The 19,915-nt window shown below is 58.4% G+C and carries 18 protein-coding genes; 14 read left to right on the top strand and 4 right to left on the bottom strand.

Annotation, left to right across the window (positions count from 1 at the left end; translation table 11 throughout):
• The first annotated feature begins 4 nt into the window (after positions 1 to 4).
• Genes cas7e through B142_RS0101975 form a run of 3 tightly spaced genes read left to right on the top strand, consistent with a single transcriptional unit; the run spans position 5 to position 3,253 of the window.
• Positions 5 to 1,090, top strand: a complete 1,086-nt coding sequence (cas7e, locus tag B142_RS0101985; RefSeq protein WP_018119869.1) for a type I-E CRISPR-associated protein Cas7/Cse4/CasC — start codon at positions 5 to 7, stop codon at positions 1,088 to 1,090.
• Positions 1,083 to 1,796: a type I-E CRISPR-associated protein Cas5/CasD gene (gene cas5e / locus B142_RS0101980; protein WP_018119868.1), complete on the top strand. Its 714-nt coding sequence runs from the start codon at positions 1,083 to 1,085 to the stop codon at positions 1,794 to 1,796. Before cas7e ends, cas5e begins: the two co-directional genes overlap by 8 nt.
• A 20-nt stretch (positions 1,797 to 1,816) precedes the next feature.
• The gene (locus B142_RS0101975) at positions 1,817 to 3,253 is read left to right on the top strand and encodes a DNA polymerase IV (RefSeq protein WP_018119867.1); all 1,437 of its coding nucleotides are present in this window, start codon (positions 1,817 to 1,819) and stop codon (positions 3,251 to 3,253) included.
• Here the strand turns inward: B142_RS0101975 and B142_RS11575 are convergent.
• A complete protein-coding gene (locus tag B142_RS11575; RefSeq protein ID WP_018119866.1) occupies positions 3,233 to 4,243 on the bottom strand; it encodes an asparaginase in 1,011 nt (336 codons plus the stop codon). The two genes, B142_RS0101975 and B142_RS11575, sit on opposite strands and share 21 nt — an antisense overlap.
• Before the next feature lie 139 nt (positions 4,244 to 4,382).
• Between B142_RS11575 and B142_RS11570 the strand changes: the two genes are divergently transcribed.
• On the top strand, positions 4,383 to 5,009 hold the full coding sequence (locus tag B142_RS11570; protein WP_018119865.1) for a WKL family lipoprotein: 627 nt from the start codon (positions 4,383 to 4,385) through the stop codon (positions 5,007 to 5,009).
• A 249-nt stretch (positions 5,010 to 5,258) separates the two neighbouring features.
• Here B142_RS11570 and B142_RS0101960 read toward each other — a convergent pair whose 3' ends face one another.
• Positions 5,259 to 6,932 (bottom strand): L-lactate permease, encoded by a 1,674-nt coding sequence (locus B142_RS0101960; protein WP_018119864.1) that lies wholly within the window; start codon positions 6,930 to 6,932, stop codon positions 5,259 to 5,261.
• Positions 6,933 to 7,656: 724 nt separating this feature from the next.
• On the opposite strand from B142_RS0101960, the gene B142_RS0101955 reads away from it, so the two are divergent.
• The gene (locus B142_RS0101955; protein ID WP_018119863.1) at positions 7,657 to 9,300 is read left to right on the top strand and encodes an HNH endonuclease signature motif containing protein; all 1,644 of its coding nucleotides are present in this window, start codon (positions 7,657 to 7,659) and stop codon (positions 9,298 to 9,300) included.
• A gap of 28 nt (positions 9,301 to 9,328) precedes the next feature.
• Here B142_RS0101955 and B142_RS11565 read toward each other — a convergent pair whose 3' ends face one another.
• Positions 9,329 to 10,462 (bottom strand): hypothetical protein, encoded by a 1,134-nt coding sequence (locus tag B142_RS11565; protein ID WP_018119862.1) that lies wholly within the window; start codon positions 10,460 to 10,462, stop codon positions 9,329 to 9,331.
• Between the two features lie 64 nt (positions 10,463 to 10,526).
• Between B142_RS11565 and lspA the strand changes: the two genes are divergently transcribed.
• The 9 genes from lspA to B142_RS0101905 are packed head-to-tail and all read left to right on the top strand — an operon-like array spanning position 10,527 to position 19,086.
• Positions 10,527 to 11,066, top strand: coding sequence for a signal peptidase II (lspA, locus tag B142_RS13930; protein ID WP_268908758.1), 540 nt, complete (start codon positions 10,527 to 10,529; stop codon positions 11,064 to 11,066).
• Entirely contained in the window at positions 11,056 to 11,991 is a 936-nt protein-coding gene (locus tag B142_RS0101940; RefSeq protein WP_018119860.1) for an RluA family pseudouridine synthase, read from the top strand. Before lspA ends, B142_RS0101940 begins: the two co-directional genes overlap by 11 nt.
• A 28-nt stretch (positions 11,992 to 12,019) precedes the next feature.
• The gene (locus tag B142_RS0101935; RefSeq protein ID WP_018119859.1) at positions 12,020 to 12,616 is read left to right on the top strand and encodes a hypothetical protein; all 597 of its coding nucleotides are present in this window, start codon (positions 12,020 to 12,022) and stop codon (positions 12,614 to 12,616) included.
• An 11-nt stretch (positions 12,617 to 12,627) separates the two neighbouring features.
• Entirely contained in the window at positions 12,628 to 12,819 is a 192-nt protein-coding gene (locus tag B142_RS0101930) for a hypothetical protein (RefSeq protein WP_018119858.1), read from the top strand.
• A gap of 23 nt (positions 12,820 to 12,842) precedes the next feature.
• Positions 12,843 to 16,421 carry a DNA polymerase III subunit alpha gene (gene dnaE / locus B142_RS0101925; protein WP_018119857.1) on the top strand — a complete coding sequence of 1,193 codons (3,579 nt, stop codon included), beginning with the start codon at positions 12,843 to 12,845 and terminating at the stop codon, positions 16,419 to 16,421.
• 25 nt (positions 16,422 to 16,446) lie between these two features.
• On the top strand, positions 16,447 to 17,748 hold the full coding sequence (gene ilvA / locus B142_RS0101920; RefSeq protein ID WP_026167755.1) for a threonine ammonia-lyase IlvA: 1,302 nt from the start codon (positions 16,447 to 16,449) through the stop codon (positions 17,746 to 17,748).
• Complete coding sequence (locus tag B142_RS0101915) at positions 17,748 to 18,404, top strand: YigZ family protein (RefSeq protein ID WP_018119855.1); 657 nt, start codon at positions 17,748 to 17,750, stop codon at positions 18,402 to 18,404. Before ilvA ends, B142_RS0101915 begins: the two co-directional genes overlap by 1 nt.
• A 6-nt stretch (positions 18,405 to 18,410) precedes the next feature.
• Positions 18,411 to 18,647 (top strand): hypothetical protein, encoded by a 237-nt coding sequence (locus B142_RS0101910; RefSeq protein ID WP_018119854.1) that lies wholly within the window; start codon positions 18,411 to 18,413, stop codon positions 18,645 to 18,647.
• A gap of 40 nt (positions 18,648 to 18,687) precedes the next feature.
• Positions 18,688 to 19,086, top strand: a complete 399-nt coding sequence (locus B142_RS0101905; protein ID WP_018119853.1) for an RNA-binding S4 domain-containing protein — start codon at positions 18,688 to 18,690, stop codon at positions 19,084 to 19,086.
• Between the two features lie 47 nt (positions 19,087 to 19,133).
• Here the strand turns inward: B142_RS0101905 and B142_RS11560 are convergent, their stop codons facing one another.
• Positions 19,134 to 19,703 (bottom strand): hypothetical protein, encoded by a 570-nt coding sequence (locus B142_RS11560; RefSeq protein WP_126843671.1) that lies wholly within the window; start codon positions 19,701 to 19,703, stop codon positions 19,134 to 19,136.
• Positions 19,704 to 19,915: the final 212 nt, after the last annotated feature.

Genomic DNA, 19,915 nt, shown 5'->3' with positions numbered 1-19,915 from the left:
CACCATGTCTCATCACTTGACCCTGCACATCATTTCACCCATCCCGTTCAGTAACTTGAACCGTGACGATACTGGGACCCCGAAGCGCGTGAACCAAGGCGGTGCCTTGCGCGCTCTTCATTCCTCGCAGTCCATCAAGCGCGGAATTCGGAAGGCCTATGAAACCGCTTCTTTGGATCTGTCGGTGCGCTCCGGTGAACTCAGCGAAGCCATCGCCGAACGTGCCAAAGAGATCGATGCAGAGCTGGAGGAGAAAAAGGTCGCAAAAGAAGCGAAAGCAATCGTCGGCAAGCTGACGAAAGCGGAATCGACTGATAAGGAATCGAACCGCTCCATTTGGTTATCGCAAGAAGAAATTGAGACCGCCGCACAGACCGTGGTTGACATTCTCAGCCCTCAGGAAGACGCTGAAAAGGCAGAGGTGCAGGATTTCATCGACGGTACCAAGACCGGCTCACTGGCGATTTCTGCTTTTGGTCGTATGTTTGCCAATTCACCGCAGAACAACACGGAAGCCGCCCTGAGCGTTTCACCGGCAGTAACCACGCACGCTGCAAGCATCGACACGGACTATTTTTCCACCGTCGACGACCGCTACGAAGAACAAAACAAGACCGGCGCCACCTTCTTGGGAGTCAGCCAATACACCAGCGGAGTTTTCTACCGCACAGTCACCATCGATAAAGCCCAGCTACGCCGGAGCTGGTCGGCGTTCGATAATCCCGACTCGCGTGACAACGTAAAAGAGCTCGTGCGCAGCATTGTCTACGGCCAGCCCCGTGGTAAGGAAAATTCCACTGCACCTTATACGCTGCCAGCAGTCGTTTTCGCCGAAGAACAGCGATACCGCACCGCTTATGACTTTGAATCTCCGGTGACGGCCGCGAAAAACGGTGGCTTCCTAGAATCCACCGTGAATGCGTTGGGTGAACAATACCAGCGAGCACGGTCCTTCGATGCCAGCAACTTTGGCCCGGTTGAAGCGCTGTCGGGTACTTATCCTGAGTTGGCAGGGGCACTTCCAGGTGTGGAACCGGTAGGGCTGGATCAACTTATCGATACCGTTACCGAATGGGTTTACGATGACTAGTTCTGTCTACTTCAGGCTCGCCGGGCCCGTGCAGTCCTGGGCGAAACCAGCGGTGACCGGCAACCTAGTACGCACTAATCCAGTACCGGCGCAATCAGCATTGCAAGGACTGGTGGCCGCGGCTTTAGGCGCACCGCGCGGGCAGTGGCCAGCGTGGCTCAGCGAGATTGATTTCCGAGTCCGTGAAGATCACCCGCCGCAGTTCGTGGATGATTTTCACACCATCGGCTCGCGTGAAGACGAATGGGATTTTCGACGACGTCTGGCCATCACCCAAGGTCTGCCGGCACGGTCGGCGAAAAAACTAGCTTACAAACCTGGGGTAGGCGCCACCGTCATTTCCCAGCGCACCTACCTCGCCGATGCCGAGTTCCTCGTGCAGGCAACAGCGCAAGGACACACCGAGGAACTCGATTATGCTTTGTCCAATCCCGAATTTTCCATTTATTTAGGCCGAAAAGCGTTCGCAGCATCGTTCCCGTTTTATCTGGGGGTCGGTGATGCCAGCGTGCTTACCCAGCTGCCCGCGTTAGCCCGCAATGAGCAAAAAATAACGAATGGAAAAGTTTCGGTGAAGCTCTACCAACACGCACTCGGACAGGCAGCCGCACCCGCGCAGACCATGGTGCCTGCAGCACGCAGCCGAGCAGAATGGATGGATAAACTGCGCCCATTCGAGTTGGTCCGTCGGCAGACGCAACACTAGGAGCCACTAGACTGGAGGGCATGCAGCGCTGGGTCATTCACATCGACATGGACGCATTCTTTGCCTCCGTCGAGCAGCTGACCCGGCCCACTCTGCGCGGCCGTCCCGTCATCGTTGGCGGCATGAATGGCAGGGGAGTTGTCGCAGGTGCTTCCTATGAGGCCCGCAAATTCGGGGTGTCGTCTGCGATGCCGACGTATCGCGCGCTGCAGCTGATTGGCTTCGGTGCAGTGCAGATTCAACCACGCAAGGCCGTGTATTCCGCAGCCAGCAAGCGCGTATTCGAGCTGATTCACCAGCGCGTGGACCTGGTAGAACAGCTTTCCATCGACGAAGCTTTCATGGAACCAACCGAACTCATCGGAGCCACCGCGGCAGAGGTCAAGGACTGGGCGGATAATCTGCGCGCAGAGATCAAAGACATCACCGGTTTGCCGTCGTCGATCGGGGCCGGGTCCGGTAAGCAATTCGCGAAAATTGGCTCGGGCCAGGCGAAACCGGATGGCTCCAAGATCATTCCTGTCGACGAGGAACTGGAATTTTTGCACCCGCTGCCCGTCGGCAAGCTGTGGGGCGTAGGCCCGGTCACGGCGTCGAAACTCCAGGCCATTGGCGTGACGACGATCGGCGACCTGGCGAAAATGAGCGAGCGCGAGGTGAAAATCTCGCTGGGTAGCACCGTCGGCATGGACCTGTGGTACCTGGCGCGCGGCATCGACGAGCGTCCCGTGGCCCCGCGGGCGGAGGCGAAATCGCATTCAGCCGAGCAGACCTTCGCTAAGGATCTCACCACCGCCGCCGAGGTCGACGAGGCCGTCGGGTGGGCCGCGGAATCAGCGCATAAGCGTCTTCTTGCCGACGGCCGGGGCGCGCGCACGGTCACGGTGAAGTTGAAAATGGCGGATTTCCGCACCGAAACCCGCTCAGCCACGCTGCCGTATGCCACCGACGATGCCGAAACCTTGCGTGCGGTTGCCGGGACTGTCGTGCGCTACCCGGCGGAAACGGGCCCGGTGCGGTTAGTCGGCGTGGGGTATTCCGGATTGGAGGTCGCCCGGCAAGACGTGCTGTTTCCAGAACTCGATCGCGCGGCCCAGCGGCAGGTGTCCGCGAGCGCAAACGGTGGTCTGAGTATGGAAGAACCCACCATGGTCACCGGCATTCCGGGCGCGGATGGGGCAGTGATCACTGATGCCGGGGACGCCGGAGATACCACGCTCAGTGCCCCGGAGCTTCCCGGCAGCCACTGGCGTGCGACCCAGGATGTGTTCCACCCAGATTTCGGGCACGGCTGGATCCAAGGCAGCGGGCACGGGGTGGTTTCGGTACGTTTTGAAACCCGCGCGACCGGGCCTGGTAAAACCCGCACCTTTGCCGCCGACGATCCACAGCTGGTGCCTGCGGACCCACTCGATTCGCTGGCGTGGGAAGACTGGTTAATCAAAGCACCGGAATAATTCCTCCGGGTTGATGCCGGTAGCCAGGGCAATGATCAATGCCAGGCGGGCTTGTCCCGGGTGCACTGTACGCGCAGAAACTGCGCCGTACTCGGCTAAGGTGGCACCGCCGCCGCCACCGCCATAGGCTAATTTGACCGCACCTTGTGGCACGCGCGTGGCCACGACCACGGGGATGCCTTGCTGCACGGCGCGCCGGGCAGCGTGGCCGAGCTGTGCGGACATGTTTCCGGAACCGAGCGCTTCGATGACCAGACCGTCGGCCCCGGCATCCACGGCGTGCTCCAGCAACTCCGGGGTGGCACCCGGGTAGCCAGCAATAACGGGCACAAAATAACCGGAGAGTACAGGTATTGCAGGGGAAGTAGAGCTCGGCGAAGACAGCGCCGAAGCGTCCACCGAAACCGCATCTACTGAAACCGAAGGGCCGTGCGCGGTGAAGGCTGCAAGTTCTGAGGTGTGCTGTTTGTGTACCGCAGTAGCAGGCAAGTTCCTAGCGGCGAAATGCACCTCGACGGTACTAGCTGCCATGCCCGCTGGCTGAGCATTCACAGAACCACGTGTGTTTGCGGCCAATTCCACCGCCCGGCTGATGGCGCCTGCCAGGTTGCCGGGCCCATCGGTGTCCGGGTGGTCAAATGCGCGCTGCGCACCGGTAAAAACCACCGGGGCGCCGTGCACCAGCAGGGCCGTGGCGAAAGCTGATTCTTCCATGGAATCGGTTCCGTGCGTGACGACGACCGCGTCGACTTCCGGGTCAACGGCGTGCTTCGCAATCGTGGTGAGCAGCGTATCCAGCTCTGGCAGACCAATCGACGACGAATCCAACTGCAGCGTATCGTGGATGCGAAAGCTCAGGTCGTCGGCAAGCGAATTCCGTGCGGCGTCGACAAGCTGGCGGCCGCTGACCGTCGGCACGAGGGCCCCGGTGTGATTGGCGGTGCAGGCGATGGTGCCGCCGGTGCAGATGATGGCGATCTGGCGAGTCATAAATTCAAGTATAAAAGGCGCACGGGTAAGATTTCTTCGAGCGCTCCGAGTCTGAACGCTATGGCCGCTGCATGCGATGATGCGTGCACGCTCTGGCTTCGTTCTCGATAACGCCGATGTCTATTTTGGAGGATAAACCGTGAAATTCACGAAAACGAGCATCACCGCCGCCACTATTGGTTTGGCATTGACCCTTGCAGCGTGCTCTGACGACGCCGAAAATGCGGACACCGCCGCCGAAACCACCAAGAACGCAGAATCGAGCACCAAGGCGGAAAGCGCCCCGGTCGATCTGCCAACCGCAGAAGAACTCAACGGCGTTTTGCAGCGTGCATCTGATCCGAATCTTCCGGCAGAAGAGCGCACCAAGACCGTCGAAGGTGGCGAAGACTTCCCAGAACTGTTTGATACCTTGGCCGCCGCGAAGGTCGAATCTGGCGCTAACTTCGAAGTGCAATCTGTTTTCCCTGGATACACCGATGACACCGCGTTGACCATCGTCGGCTACACCATGCCGGATCGTGAACCACAGACCGCCGACAATGTCGAGTTCATCCACCAAGACGGCCAGTGGAAGCTCTCGCGCGAATGGGCCTGCGTCTTGGTCACCAACACCGTGGAACCGGAGCAGGTGCCGGAGATGTGTCTGCATGACGGCGTCGACGTGCCACCAAACGAGGCAGAAGTTATCGAAGAAGGTCACCCTGGCCACCCTGAGGGCCACGACGAGCACGCAGAACAGCCGGCGGAGCAGCCTGCGCAGTAGCGAGCTTTTCGGACTAGCACGTGGGCTAGCTTTCGGGGCAGCTTTTGGCGTTTAACCCAGCTGCTGCGGCGATTGGGCCACCTGATCACAAGGCTCGTGCGGCATGGCAATTTGCCGTACGGCGTCGGCAAGTACATCCTGCGACAAGCACGGCGTCGACATGAGGAAGGCCGCCCAACACCAAGTACACGGTGTGCGGGCGGCCTTTTTTGTTGCCTACAGTTTTGTTGCCTGCTGGTTGCGTGAGTTTTAGTTCACGACGGGCGCCATCCAGGACAGAATGTTGGTCTGCAAGAAGACCAGAGTGCAAAGTCCGATCAGCAACACGATGGAGTAGCCGACGACGGACTTGAAGATCGCGCTTTCTTTGCCTTCTAGGTTGACGGCGGTAGCGGCAATGGCCAGTGATTGTGGCGAGATCATCTTGCCGACGACACCACCGGTGGTGTTTGCTGCCAGCAGCAGGTCTGGATTCAGGCCAATGTTATTTGCGGCGGTGACCTGCAGGTTTGCGAATAGCGCGTTGGCGGATGTGTCGGAACCGGTAATCGCGGTACCGACCCAGCCCAGAACAGGTGCGAGGAAGCCGTAGACTGCGCCGAGCGAGGCCACATAGGCGCCCATAGCCACGGTCTGGCCGGAGTAGTTCATGACGTACGCCAGTGCCAGAACCATCACGATGGTCAGCGCGGTCCAGCGCATCTTGTAGGCGGTGCTGGTCAGCTCGCCGACGACGTCGCTCGCATTCACGCGGAATTTACCGTTGTGGTTGAAGATGCCGTACACAACCGCCACGATGATGCCAGAAATCAGCAGCAGCGTACCCGGGTTGTTGATGATCTTGAATGTATATGAGGTGTCGATGACACTGCCGGTAGCGCTGACGAGGCGGTCGGTGAGCAGTGGCCAGGCGAAGGAAATCTTTGGTTTGTCCAGGATTCCCGGGATGGTTTCGCCCAGGTTGGCCAAGCCGAAGATAACGGTCACGACGGCGTACGGCATCATGGCCATCCACACGCGGTTTTTGGTGAGAACTTCGCCATCGTCTTCGCGCTCTGGGATGTCGAGGCGCTTGCGCATTGCGGCAACGCCTTTCGGCTGCCAGACACGTAGGAAGGCGAAGGCGGCACCCAGGGAAACCAGGCAGGCGACGATGTCGGTGAGCTGGTACGCGAAGAAGTTCGACGCCCACCACTGCGCGATGGCGAAGGCACCGCCGATGACTGCTGCGGCTGGGGCGGCTTCGCGCATGCCGCGGGTGCCGTCGAGGATGAACAGCAGGATGAATGGCACTAAGAACGCGAAAAATGGTGCCTGGTGGCCGACGATAGCCGCGATGTTTTCGGTCTGTTCGACGGTGCGGCCACCGACGTTACCTGCGGTGGTAATCGGGATGGCGACGGCACCGAAAGCTACCGGTGCGGTGTTGGCCAGCAACACGGTGGTGGCAGCTTTGAGCGGCTTGACTCCCAGGGCCAGGATCATGGTTGCGGTGATGGCCACCGGTGCGCCGAATCCGGCGAGTGCTTCCAACAGGCCACCGAAACAGAAGGCAATGAGGATTGCCTGGATGCGGATATCACCGTTGCCGAGGGCGTCGAATGTGCGACGTAGATCCTCGAAACGGCCCGACGCCACGGTGACCTGGTAGAACCAGATCGCCATCATGATGACCCAGACGATCGGCAACAAGCCGAACAGACCACCGCGGAATGCCGAGGAAATCGCGGCGTCGACAGGCATGCTCATGCCAAAGATTGCGATGAGCAGGGCCGCCAGCAGTGCTGCAGCGCCGGAGGTGTGTGCGCGTGCTTTCACGAACAACAGCATGACGAAGAAGGTCACCAGTGGAACGGCGGAGACGAGCGCTGTGAGCCCGAGACTTCCTCCGATCGCTTCGGTATTAACCATAAATTGGTTCATGGGAGACTCCGAACTGTGAGGTGGATAAAAAGCTTCGTAGTGAGGCTGTAAGGCTGTAGCGCTGAGGCTGGCCAACGGGGCCTTTCAGTCTGTACGAAGTTTTACGTGCTCAGACGCGAATGCGGTGGCGGCAACAGCGGCGTATGCAGCAGCTCATGCAGTGTGCGATCGGCACGTAATCAGATATGTAGTTGAAGCCCAGGGGCTAGGTATTTGTTTTTAGCAGCAGAAGCAGGCATTCCACGTGGGAGTTCCGTTCCTGCTGCCGAAATACTGCATGTGGCTAAATCGATTCAGTTATCCCGATGGTTGGGCTGAAGCGGTAATTCAAGTCACGAAAACGACGTTAACACAGCGTAATTCACGAAATTGAATTACCTGCAAAACCCACTTTCTTGGGGCTTGATATGCGGGGTTGGTGAGTGGGGCCGTTATACGGGATTGGTGTGCGTGGTCGGGTCATGGGCGTGGGGTGCTTGTCGACGAATGGGGGCTCCGGGACTTCGTCTGTTATCCCTGTTCGGCCATACGTTGTTCGAATAAAGGTTCTTTTTTGGGCGGTGGGTGTGAGGGGTCGGTTTTAGTGTTTGGGTGGTGTTGGTTGGAGTCTGGTGGGATCTGCCTTTCGGGGCTTTATAAGTATTCGAACACTATTGTTTAACTGTGTTGTATCCAGTATGGTAGAACCATAATTAGTTAGCAAATTGTTTCGGGGGAAGGAATCATGGATAGTCACCACAGTGATGACCACAACAACAAACTCGACGGTGATGACTTAGACGATGATGTTGCGGCTTTGCCGCGGTTTCCGGAACCGTTTTACTCCCACTGCAACCCTGATAACCAGCAAGCGTTAGCTGGACTAGAGCTGCGGCGCCAGGAATTCTATTTCTGGGATGGACTGATAGATACCAATTACGGTGATGTTGATGAGCTTTTTACCGGCCTGATAGCAGATACTGGTCTCTCGCCGTACCGGGTCGAACAACTCGTGCATGCTTTTGTGCGCATGCGAGAATTGCCAAAGTTGTATGAGTTAGCGACGCGGATGTGGCATATCGATCTAGAACGCTGGATTTCTATTGACCGGGCGATGGATAAAGCAGGCGATGCCGACGCATCCCTTTGCCGGCATATTGACGCAATGCTGGTGAAATACCTGTACCCGAAGAAACCAGGGCAGGTGATGCCCACAAAAAATGCGATTGCGCGAAGAATCAGCAAAGAAATCGAAGCACTGGATTCTACGGTCACTGATAAACCACGACAAGCTGACCGGAAAGATTTTGAGCACTTCGATATTCCCATTAGCCAGCGTAGCGGTGATAATGCGCGGAGTTTCCGCTTCGATACGGATGTGGCCACATCCGCCACAATCGATGCCCGCATTCGGGCGCATGCGAAAGACACCGGGCTTTCGATGCGTGATGCCACTGTGGAATTACTCCTTGGTACTAGCGGGCCGAAGGTGAGCCTGCAATGCTACCGGGCTAGTGATATTCCTGGTGCCCCAGTGTTTGTTTCCACGGATACAGCGACCGCGACTGGTGCAGGCTACGAGGTGGTATTCGGTAAGCAAGCCGAGGATCTTGCTAGTCGGGCAACCAAGATTGTGGATGTCGATGATGCACTGACTTTTCAGGTGGCCAGTTACGTGGCTACTTCCGCGATGCGGGCAGCAGTAGTGGGAAGGGATGGCACGTGCCGGTATCCCGGTTGTAGCAAACCTGCAGCAACATCGCAGTTGGATCATGTGATTGAGTGCGACGAGGGCGGGCCAACGACACCTGCGAACTTGGTGGCGCTGTGCCAGCATCACCACAACATCAAAACGGATCGCCGTGTCCGGCCTATTTTTGAACCCGCTTCAGGAACTGTGGTGTGGTTATTTGCCGATGGCTCGTGGTCATCGACTGAGCCGAATGGTCCGTTGGCGAATTCGCAGCGGAAATGGGTGTGCACGGTGGCGGACCAGGTTGCACGCTACCGGCAGGAGCGCCGGGAACAAGCCCAGGCGGATAAGATTCGGCAAGAAAAACATGAGGCCGACCGGATGGCGAAGATGCGTGAGCATGATACGCGGCGAAAAACCGAGCAGGAACAAGATTCTGCCCACAACGGTAAGCCGTCTGGGAGAACCTATTTCGGTGTTGATGTCGGTGCTGGTTCGGGCTTTGGTGCTGTATCCGGTCCGACTATTGATCCGTTTGAAGCAGCCCAGGAAAGCACGCACCGGCAGTACCGGAATGAAGAAGAAAAAGCGTGGTTGGAAGCACTCGGACGGGAAAGGATTGATGACTATATCGCGGACAAGGAGAAAGCCGCGGGTCGCACAACTGATAGGATCTCTGATGAGCCACCATTCTAAAAAACCGCGAGTACACCTCCTTCGCCGCTTATTCTGCGCTGGTAAAACGCAGGCGAGTCGAGGAATCCTGTACGACGCTGGCCTTGCCGCCCTCATTGCCGTATACCACGCGAGTGGTGAAATCGAGCTCGCCGGAAACCGGCAACGGCTTATGCACATCAACAGTCAGCGAACCCGTCGAACGCGTATCCGTACTGGTCACATTCAATGTGTCATCAGCAAAACCATCCGCACCAGCCTGGCCCTCCAACGACAATGCACCCAAAGCAGGCCGCTGCTCGACGGCAACATCCAACGTGATTTCATCGCCAGCAATCTCGGTGACGGTAAATGTGGTGGTCTGCAGCATGGTGGCCTCGCCAGCCACGCGCGAATCCACCGACCACTCGGCACCCACGCCAACCGGTTCCTCCGGGAAAATCACCGGAGTAGAGACCAACTTCGTCAAAGACTGTTCCATAATCGCACGGGCTTCATCGCTCGCTCGCTCCGGAGCAGCCAACAACAGCGTATTCAACTGGCCATTCGACTCAGCCAACCAGCCGAAACCAAAACCATCGGCAGAGGCAACCTCTGCCGAATCACCAGAAATCTTCGGGTCCCGCACCCGGAAATCCACATGCCTTGCAGAATCCGCGCCCGGAGTCGACTCATCAAATCCCTCCGGAACCAACACGGAACCAGCAACCGGCAGGGTGGTAGTCACCATCTCACCAGCCTGGGGGGCCTCGGTGACCAACTGCTCATTACGCATCACCAGTTGCTCAAACCCCTCCGACACCTCGACATCAACCGCCTGTTCGGCATCGACATCGTCATACGCCAAGGCCACGCGCTCACCCTCACCAGTGGAGACAACTTCGATGCGTGGAGGGTCAATAGGCAAGCCGACTGCCTGCTCTGTGGCGGGAGCCTCACCGCGACGCTCCCCAGCGCTACCGGCTTTATTAGCGCTACCTGCGCTATTTGCAGTTTCCGCACTACCGGAACCATCAGCACCAGCCCCGTCATCACCGCACGCAGCCAACACCAGCGCAGAAGCGGTCAACAGGGAAGCAGCGGCGACGCGTCGGGAAGCACCAGAGCGTCGGGAAGCGCCAGAGCGTCGAGAAGAAGTCCGTCCGGCGGAAGCGAATGGGGCACAAACAGCAGCAGAAATCACGACCGCCAGTCTAACCAGCGCCGCGATTTCACGTAAAACCCCACTTTCAGGAACAATAAAACCCGTGACTAGGTTAAAAACGTTGCCAACTCGACGACGCGCACCCTACCTGCGGCTCATGCTGCTGATCATCGCGGCCGTCGTCGCGTTCGATCAAGCCAGCAAAATCGCCATCGAAGCTGCACTACAACCCGGTCAAGCACTCCACATCATCGGCGACTGGTTCCGCTTCCTGCTGGTCTACAACCCGGGCGCGGCATTCTCACTGGGCGGTGAATCATCGACCTGGCTGTTTACCACCTTCCAACTGGTCTTCCTCGTCGGCGTGCTCATCGCAGCACCGCGCATCGACGACCGATTCCAAGCAATCGCGCTGGCCATGGTCGCAGGCGGCGCGGGTGGCAACCTCGTGGACCGGTTGCTCCGCGAACCCGGTTTTTGGTTTGGCCACGTGGTGGATTTCATTTCCGTGGGTGATTTCGCCATCTTCAACGTTGCGGATTCGTTCATCACCGTCGGCGTCGCACTGTTTTTGCTCGCGGTATTCACCGAAGAACGCCGCGCACGCAAGGCTGATTCTCAGGAGGCCGACGATGAGCACTAATTCTCGCGAAACCCGCTCACTTCCGGTGCCCGAAGGCCTAGCCGGAATGCGTGTCGACGCCGCGCTGGCCAAGTTGCTTGGGCTCTCACGTACGGTCGCGGCCAACCTGAGCGCGGACGGGGACGTGCTTGTCGACGGCGCGATCGTCGGCAAGTCAGACCGTTTGCACGAAGGCGCCTGGCTGGAGGTTACGCTGCCGGAACCGGCGAAACCACTGGTGCCGAAGGAAGAACTCGTCGAAGGCATGGACATTCTCTACTTCGATGAAGACCTTATAGCGGTGCACAAACCTGTTGGCGTGGTCGCGCACCCCACCGTCGGCTGGGAAGGCCCGACTGTCGTGGGAGGCCTGGCTGCGGCCGGTTTCCGCATTTCGACGTCCGGCCCGCCGGAACGCAAGGGAATTGTGCAACGCCTTGACGTCGGCACCTCGGGGGTGATGGTGGTTGCGGCCTCGGAGCGTGGCTACAGCAGCCTGAAAAATGCGTTTCGCCAGCGCACCGTGTCCAAAACCTATCACGCGCTGGTGCAAGGGCTGCCGGATCCGATCGAGGGCACCGTGGACGGCTCCATTGGACGCCACCCGAGTTCCGGCTGGAAATTCGCGGTCACCGACGACGGAAAACGAGCCATCACCCACTACCGCCTGCTCGAGGCATTCCGGGAGGCTAGCCTGTTGGAGATCTCCCTGGAAACCGGGCGCACCCACCAGATTCGCGTGCATATGTCCGCGCTTGGCCACCCGTGTTGTGGTGATCCGATGTATGGCTCCGATCCGAATCTCGCGCAGCGCCTGGGGCTCAACCGCCAATGGTTGCACGCGGTCAAGGTCGGCTTTCACCATCCCGCTGACGGGCACTGGATGGAAATCGAGGCGCCGTACCCGGACGATCTTGCCGACGCCCTCGGCAAGTTGCGGCAATAGTTGCGAGATACTGGATACTGGGCACACGATGTTTACCCGCACTCTCGGTGAACTGCTCGTCGTTGCTTCGCTGCTTGCGGGGCTGATGTGGTTGGCGGGCGGCGATGATTATGCCCGCCCGCGGCCTTTCGCCGGCGATCACCTGGGCCAGCATGCGCAGCAGCCTGATGCCGAGTACCAATCGCTTGCCGACGACTCCCTGGCCACAGCACTCGCCGACGCGCCAGGGCACAATGCCTTCGCGATGATCTCTTTCACCGAACCGCTCACCGGCGCAGAAGCAGGCGCACTCGTCGCAGATCTCCACCGTGTCGGCACCGTCATCACGCAGGATTTACACATCCTGGATCTGCCGGAACCCACCGAAGCCAGCACACGCGTTGCAGCCGGTAGCCGCGCCGAAGTTTTCGCGAATGTTCTCGCTAACACTGTCAGTGCTGCCTCAGATGCGACAACGCCGGGCATCATCGCCGTCGTCGCCTATGACACTCCGAGGCACCTAGCACCGCTGGCGAATTCCCCGCACGTCTATGCCGTCGAGGTATTGCCGCCGGATGCAGTCTTCGGGCAGTTCGGCATCAGCCCACCGCAGGTTACCTTCCACCCGCCTGCGAGTGTCGGCTAGAATCCATGGCTATGAAGAAGCGAGAATCGATCACGTTTAGCGTCGCACTGTTGGCGATTTTTGCGGGCTGTTTCAGCTTGGTAATCGGCGTATTTAACGGCTCTTTTGCCTGGCCAGGCCTTCTTGCAGCAACCTTGGGTGCGGTTGCTGCTTTTTCTGTTTTGCGAGCTCACGCCCGTGCAGAACAGGCACTGGAGTCCTAGCGCCCAAGCGTTAGAATAACTCCATGGCTAAAAACTCCTCTTTCGTTCATCTGCACAATCACACCGAATTTTCCATGTTGGATGGAATGGCCAAGGTGGATCTGCTGTCGGAAGAGGTCAACCGGCAAGAAATGCCTGCCGTCGGCATGACAGACCACGGCAATATGTTCGGCGCGGATGCGTTTTATCGCCGCATGACGTCGAAAGGCATCAAGCCGATTATCGGAATCGAGGCCTATATGGCCCCGGAATCCCGCTTCAATAAAAACCGTGTGCGCTGGGGAACCCCGGATCAAAAGCGTGACGACGTCTCCGCCTCTGGTGCTTATTTGCACCAGACCATGCTCGCGGAAAACGCTACGGGCCTGAAAAATCTGTTCAAGCTGTCCTCGCTGGCATCCTACGAGGGCCAGCTTGGTAAGTGGCCGCGCATGGACGCCGAGCTGATCGCCGAGCATGCCGACGGCATCATCGCGACCACCGGCTGCCCGTCGGGTGATGTGCAGACTCGCCTGCGCTTGGGCCAATTTAACGAGGCCTTGGAAGCCGCAGCCATGTGGCAGGACATCTACGGCAAGGACAATTATTTCCTGGAGCTGATGGACCATGGCCTGGACATCGAAAAGCGCACCAGGGATCAGCTGCTAGAGATCGGCAAACGCCTGGACTTGCCGCCGCTGGTGACCAACGACTGCCACTATGTCCTGCAATCGCAGGCCAAAGCCCACGAGGCGATGCTGTGTGTGCAGACCGGCAAGACGTTCCAGGACCCGGATCGCTTTAAGTTCGACGGCGACGGCTATTACATTAAATCCGCAGCCGAAATGCGTGAGAGCTGGGATCATATGGTTCCGGATGGATGCGATAACACGCTGTGGATTGCCGAGCGCGTCGGTGATTATTCCTCCATGTGGGAAGAGCACTCGCATGACCGCATGCCGGTGGCGGATGTGCCAGAAGGTCATACGCCGACTACCTGGCTGCACCACGAGGTCATGGAGGGCCTGGCGGAACGATTCCCGGGCCAGGAGGTGCCTCGTGAATACATTGAGCGCGCAGAATATGAAATCGAAGTTATTGACGGCAAGGGCTATCCGTCGTACTTTCTAATCGTCGCTGAGATCATCAAGTATGCCCGCTCTGTGGGAATTTGGGTGGGCCCGGGCCGTGGTTCGGCTGCGGGTGCGTTGGTGGCCTACGCGCTGACGATCACCAATATCGACCCCATCGAACATGGCCTGTTGTTCGAGCGATTCTTGAACCCGGAGCGTCCGTCGGCACCCGATATCGATATCGACTTCGACGACCGCCGACGCGGAGAAATGATTACTTATGCCGCAGAGCGCTGGGGCGAGGACAAGATTGCGCAGGTGATCACCTTTGGCACGGTGAAAACCAAGCAGGCGATTAAAGACTCGGCGAAGGTGCACTTCGGGCAACCCGGTTTCCAGATGGCCGACCGCATCAACGGCGCGCTGCCAGCGCCGATCATGGCGAAAGATATTCCGCTGTCGGGCATCATGGATCCGGAGCACGAGCGCTATTCCGAGGCCACGGAGGTGCGCAACCTCATCGAATCCGACCCGGATGTGAAAAAGATTTACGACACCGCCCGCGGGTTGGAAGGCGTGGTGCGACAGCCGGGCGTGCACGCGTGTGCGGTGATTATGGCCTCGGTGCCGCTGATGGAGCACATCCCGATGTGGAAGCGCAACGCGGATGGTGCGATCATCACTGGGTGGGATTACCCGGCTTGTGAGGCCATCGGCCTGCTGAAGATGGACTTTCTGGGGCTGCGTAACCTGACGGTGATCGGTGATGCGTTGCGCAATATCCGGCAAAACCGGGGCGAAGAAATTGACCTGGAAACACTCACGCCTGACGACGAGGCGGTCTCTGAGGTGTACCGGCTGCTGTCGCGCGGCGAAACCCTGGGCGTATTCCAGCTGGACTCCACGGGTATGCAGGAGCTGCTGAAACGCATGAACCCGACGGGCTTTAAAGACATCGTCGCCGCGCTTGCGCTGTATCGACCAGGCCCGATGGGTGTTAATGCCCACTTGGATTACGCCGACCGCAAAAACGGGCGGAAACCGATCACCCCGATCCATCCGGAGCTGGCGGAACCGCTGGAAGAGATCCTGGCAGAAACCTATGGTCTGATCGTGTACCAGGAGCAGATCATGCGTATTTCGCAGAAGTTGGCGAATTACACCGCTGGTGAGGCGGATGGTTTCCGAAAAGCCATGGGTAAGAAGAAACCAGAAGTGCTGGCCCAGCAGTACGAGAAGTTTTCTTCCGGAATGGCAGAAAACGGCTATTCCAAAGATGCCTGCGATACCTTGTGGGGCGTTATCGAGCCGTTCGCGTCCTACGCGTTCAACAAATCGCACGCGGCGGGCTACGGGCTGGTCTCGTTCTGGACGGCATACCTGAAGGCCTACTACACCGCGGAGTACATGGCTGCGCTGCTGACTTCGGTGGGCGATAAGAAGGATAAATCCGCGATTTACCTGGCAGACTGCCGACACCTGGGCATCAAGGTGATGCCGCCAGATGTCAACGAGTCGGATGTCGAGTTCATGGCCGTCGGCAAGGATATACGCTATGGCATGGGCGCGGTGCGCAACGTCGGTACAGAAGTGGTCAACTCGATTATTAAAACGCGCAAGCAAAAAGGTGCCTACCGTTCTTTCGGCGACTATCTGGACAAGATCGAGCTGTTGCCGTGCTCGAAGCGGATTACCGAAGCTTTGATCAAAGCCGGTGCTTTTGATTCGCTGGGGCATCCGCGCAAAGGGTTGATGCTGATCCAGGAAGATGCCGTCGACTCGGTGCAATCGACGAAGAAGGCCGCGGATAAAGGCCAGTTTGACCTGTTCGCCGGTATGGGTGGCGATGATAGCGAGCAGAACGCGTTTACGATTACCGTCCCGGACGAGTCGTGGGAGCGCAAGCACGAATTGGCACTCGAACGAGAAATGCTGGGGCTGTATGTTTCTGGCCACCCGCTCGACGGATTCGAACAAGCACTGGCTGCCTATACCGATACCGCGCTGACGACGGTGGTTTCCGGTGAGCTGCGGCCGAAGCAAAATGTGGTTATTGGCGGCATTATTTCGAACGTCGACCGGCGTTTTTCCAAAAAGGACGGCTCGCCCTGGGCGATTGTCACCATTGAGGATCACCACGGCGCGCAGGTGGATGTCTGGGTCTTTAGCAAGGCTTATTCGCTGGTCGCCGAGGACATCGTCGAGGATAATATCGTGCTGTTCAAAGCCCAGATCCAGGTCTGGGGTGACGGTGACCAGAAAGTCATCGGTAACGATATGCGCGTGCCCGAATTGGGACGGGGCGGGGGAGCAGGCTTACCGTTGCGCCTGCACTTGAGCACGCAGCAGTGCTCGATGGAAGCGATTGCCGCGCTGAAATCCGTGCTGCTGGATCACCCGGGTGATACCGAAGTCTACTTGACGCTAAGTCATGGCGAGGCCGAGGAGGTCTTGGTACTGGGAGACCACTTGACCGTGGAGCGCTCCAATAACCTGATGGGGGATCTGAAGGCCACGATGGGCCCTGGCATCGTGATGGCGCAGACTTAGTGTGGGGTGGTTACAATAAGTTGCTATGACGACCTCGCAGACTGCCGCTAGTTCTACTGCCCATTTCGAGCCCATCCGGGCTGCTGATATTCAACTTGCGCAGTCGCGAATTTCCAGTGTTATCGCACCCACCCCGCTGCAGTATTGTCCTAGGCTATCCCAGGAAACCGGCGCTGAGGTGTTTCTGAAACGCGAGGATCTGCAGGATGTGCGCTCCTATAAAATCCGGGGCGCCTATTATTCCATCGCGAAGCTCAGCCAGGAAGAGCGCGAAGCCGGAATCGTGGCGGCGTCTGCCGGAAACCACGCGCAGGGCGTGGCATATGCCTGTCGCACCATGGGCATTAAAGGCCGGATTTTCGTGCCGACGAAAACCCCGAAGCAAAAACGCAACCGCATCAAAGTCCACGGTGGCGATGCCATCGAACTCGTGGTCACCGGGGCAAACTTCGACGAAGCGGCAGCTGCTGCCCGCGCGGAAGCCGAAAAACACGGCTCCACCGTCGTCGAGCCATTCGATGCCCGCGATACCATCATCGGCCAGGGAACCGTCGCCGCCGAGATCCTCTCGCAGCTGTCCGCCCGCGGCCACAGCCTTGATACCGTCGTCGTACCCGTCGGCGGCGGTGGACTGTTGTCTGGGATCACCAGCTATTTCGCGGATATGGCACCGCACGCCAGCCTGGTCGGCGCTGAACCGCGTGGTGCTGCCTCCCTGGATGCCGCACTTGAGGCAGGCCAGCCGGTGACGCTGCAAGACGTCGACCCATTCGTGGACGGTGCCGCAGTCAAACGCATCGGCGCGCACCCGTACCAGGTGATTGCTGCGAACCGCGAGCGTATCCAGAATCTTAAGGTCTCCGAAGGCACGGTATGTACCGCGCAGCTGAGTTTGTACCAAGACGAAGGCATTATCGCCGAACCAGCCGGTGCGTTGTCGGTGGCCGCGTTGGGCCAGATGGATATCGCGCCGGGTTCGGTGGTCGTGTGCATCATCTCTGGCGGTAACAATGACGTGCTGCGCTATGCCGAGATCATGGAACGCAGCTTGGTGGATCGCGGGTTGAAGCACTATTTCCTGGTTAACTTCTTGCAAGAACCAGGACAGCTGCGGCATTTCCTGATGGAAATCCTCGGCCCCGATGATGACATCACATTATTTGAATACCTCAAGCGCAATAACCGTGAAACCGGTGCGGCACTGGTGGGACTGGAATTGGGTGCTGCCACGGACCTGGGGCCATTGCTGGAGCGCATGGAGGAATCGTCTATTGACTGCCAGCGTTTGCTGCCGGGCACTGCCGAATATGACTATTTGGTGAAATAATGGCTGACAACGATCATTGTTATCAATTGCCCGCGGCGGGCGAGTCGTTTCGCGCCGAGATAGAGATCAAGCGATCGCGGTTTATCGGCATCATTGAGCGTGTGTCAGACGACGAACAGGCACGGGATTTTATTGACCGCGTGCGGGCGGAATTTCCGGATGCCCGGCACCATTGTTCGGCCTATCTGTATCGGGTGGAACAGGCAAACCCGGTGGAGCGTTCCTCTGACGACGGCGAACCAGGCGGGACCGCCGGTAAACCCATCTTGGATGTTGTGCATGGTTCCGGGATGCAGGATCTCGCATGCGTGGTCGTTCGATACTTCGGTGGTATCAAATTGGGCGCAGGCGGGCTGGTGCACGCGTATTCACAGACCGCGGGGCTGGCAGTAGAACAGGTGCAACGACGCTGGCGGTGCCTGCGCAATTTGTATACCGTGAGTTTTTCGCATGCCGACGCACAGAAATACGAAGCTGAGTTACGCGCGAAAAATATCACGATCACGGATACGGAATACGGGGCTGATGTCACCTACACCTTGGCGGTGGACCCGGATGGTGTGGAGCAGCTGGAATCCCAGCTGGCGGCGTTGACTTCGGGTGCTGCGCAGTTGGCCGAAGCGGGGACTGCCTGGGTAGAAAAGGCGGTAGACTAGGCGGTCATGAGCATGCAACCAACTTCGCAGAACCCGATTGAGCGGCGCAAGGCGGCCGTGCGTAAATACTCCAAAAACGGTGTCATCAGCGTGGGCGCCGGCATCGGTGGCGGCATCTTATTCGCGTTTTTGTTTTCTAGTTCGTCGTTCTGGTTGATTTTGGGCTTTATCGTGGCCGTCGTTGGTGGTGTCTACAACTACAGCAAGGTGCGCAAGATCATCAACCACAAAGACCATTACTAAAAAACGAGCAATACTCAACAAAAGTTTTTCTGGTTGTTTTATGACTGCGAAACCCAATGAGCCTTCGGCCGCACCGGTGCGCATCGATGCCTGGTTGTGGTCGACGCGCTTTTTCAAAACCCGTGCTGAAGCTACCAAGGCAGTGAAAGCCGGGCATGTGTTGATTGGTGACAAGGTCGCCAAACCATCATCGCCCGTGGTCCCGGGCCTACGGATTACCGTGTGGAAAGACGACCGGGAATTTCGCTTAGAAATCAACGCGACGGTATCCAAGCGCGTGGGCGCGAAGCTTGCGGAGCATTGCTATATCGACCATTCGCCACCCGCCCCACCGAAACCACTGCAACCAAGTCTGCCGAAGCGTGATCCAGGGGCGGGACGGCCGACGAAAAAAGAACGCCGCGACATGGAGAAATTTACTGGTAAGCGCCGCGGTTAGGTCGGCGCCAGGGTAGAGCGCACATGGTACGCAGCGGACGGCCGTGCTCAACATAATTCAGTAGGAAAGCCATGCGCGGCCACCAGCGGAGACTCGCATAACAGTTCAGGCTGCCCGAAAAACCGGGATACGGCTTGCGTATTTTCTGCTGCCACCCGCAGCCAACCGGTAGCAGCCGGAATGGTGCATTCCGTGAGCGCCACCAATGTTGTGATATCTGGGGCCAGAAAAATCAGGGCATCAGTGCCGAGTAATCGCGCGAGATGATCGTGCATTACCGACAGCAACCGTGGATGCGCCAGCCAGGAGGTCGCGGGCACTGGGTGGGAACGCAACTGAATGCCTGGTGGGGCCGAAGGTCCCAGTAGATCCGCTGCTGGCCGCGTCCAAAATTCGGTGCCCTGCGGAGTATGCGCTGCGCGTAAAACATTATCGGCGGCGACATCCCAGGCGCGGCGCATCGCGATATTGAATTCGGCTAATGCGCGGTGGCTCAGCGTCATCTCATCGACGCTGAGCGTTACAGCGGTGGTACGTGACAAGGGTAGATGAGCCAAGGAATCGCAAAAACCATCGTCACTTAATCCGCGCTGGTCTACCCAGGAGGATGGCCGCATAACAGGCACACACTCGGATAAAGCCGGAAGGCCGGGCGTCGATGCAGCTGTGGGCGCTGGTGCACTTGGCGCTGACGTAATTGGTGCTGGTGCAACTGGTGAAATGGTCGCTGCCGTCATGGGAATCCTTTCGCTGGAGTGTCACACCATTGGACTCTCACACCCCAGCGCGGGTTCCCAGAAACATCAGCAAATACAGAAGCACCGGCAAG

The sequence above is a fragment of the Corynebacterium propinquum DSM 44285 genome (assembly GCF_000375525.1).
Classification (GTDB): domain Bacteria; phylum Actinomycetota; class Actinomycetes; order Mycobacteriales; family Mycobacteriaceae; genus Corynebacterium; species Corynebacterium propinquum.
The sequence above is the reverse complement of the archived record's forward strand: the minus strand, read 5'-3'. Positions and strand labels throughout refer to the sequence as shown.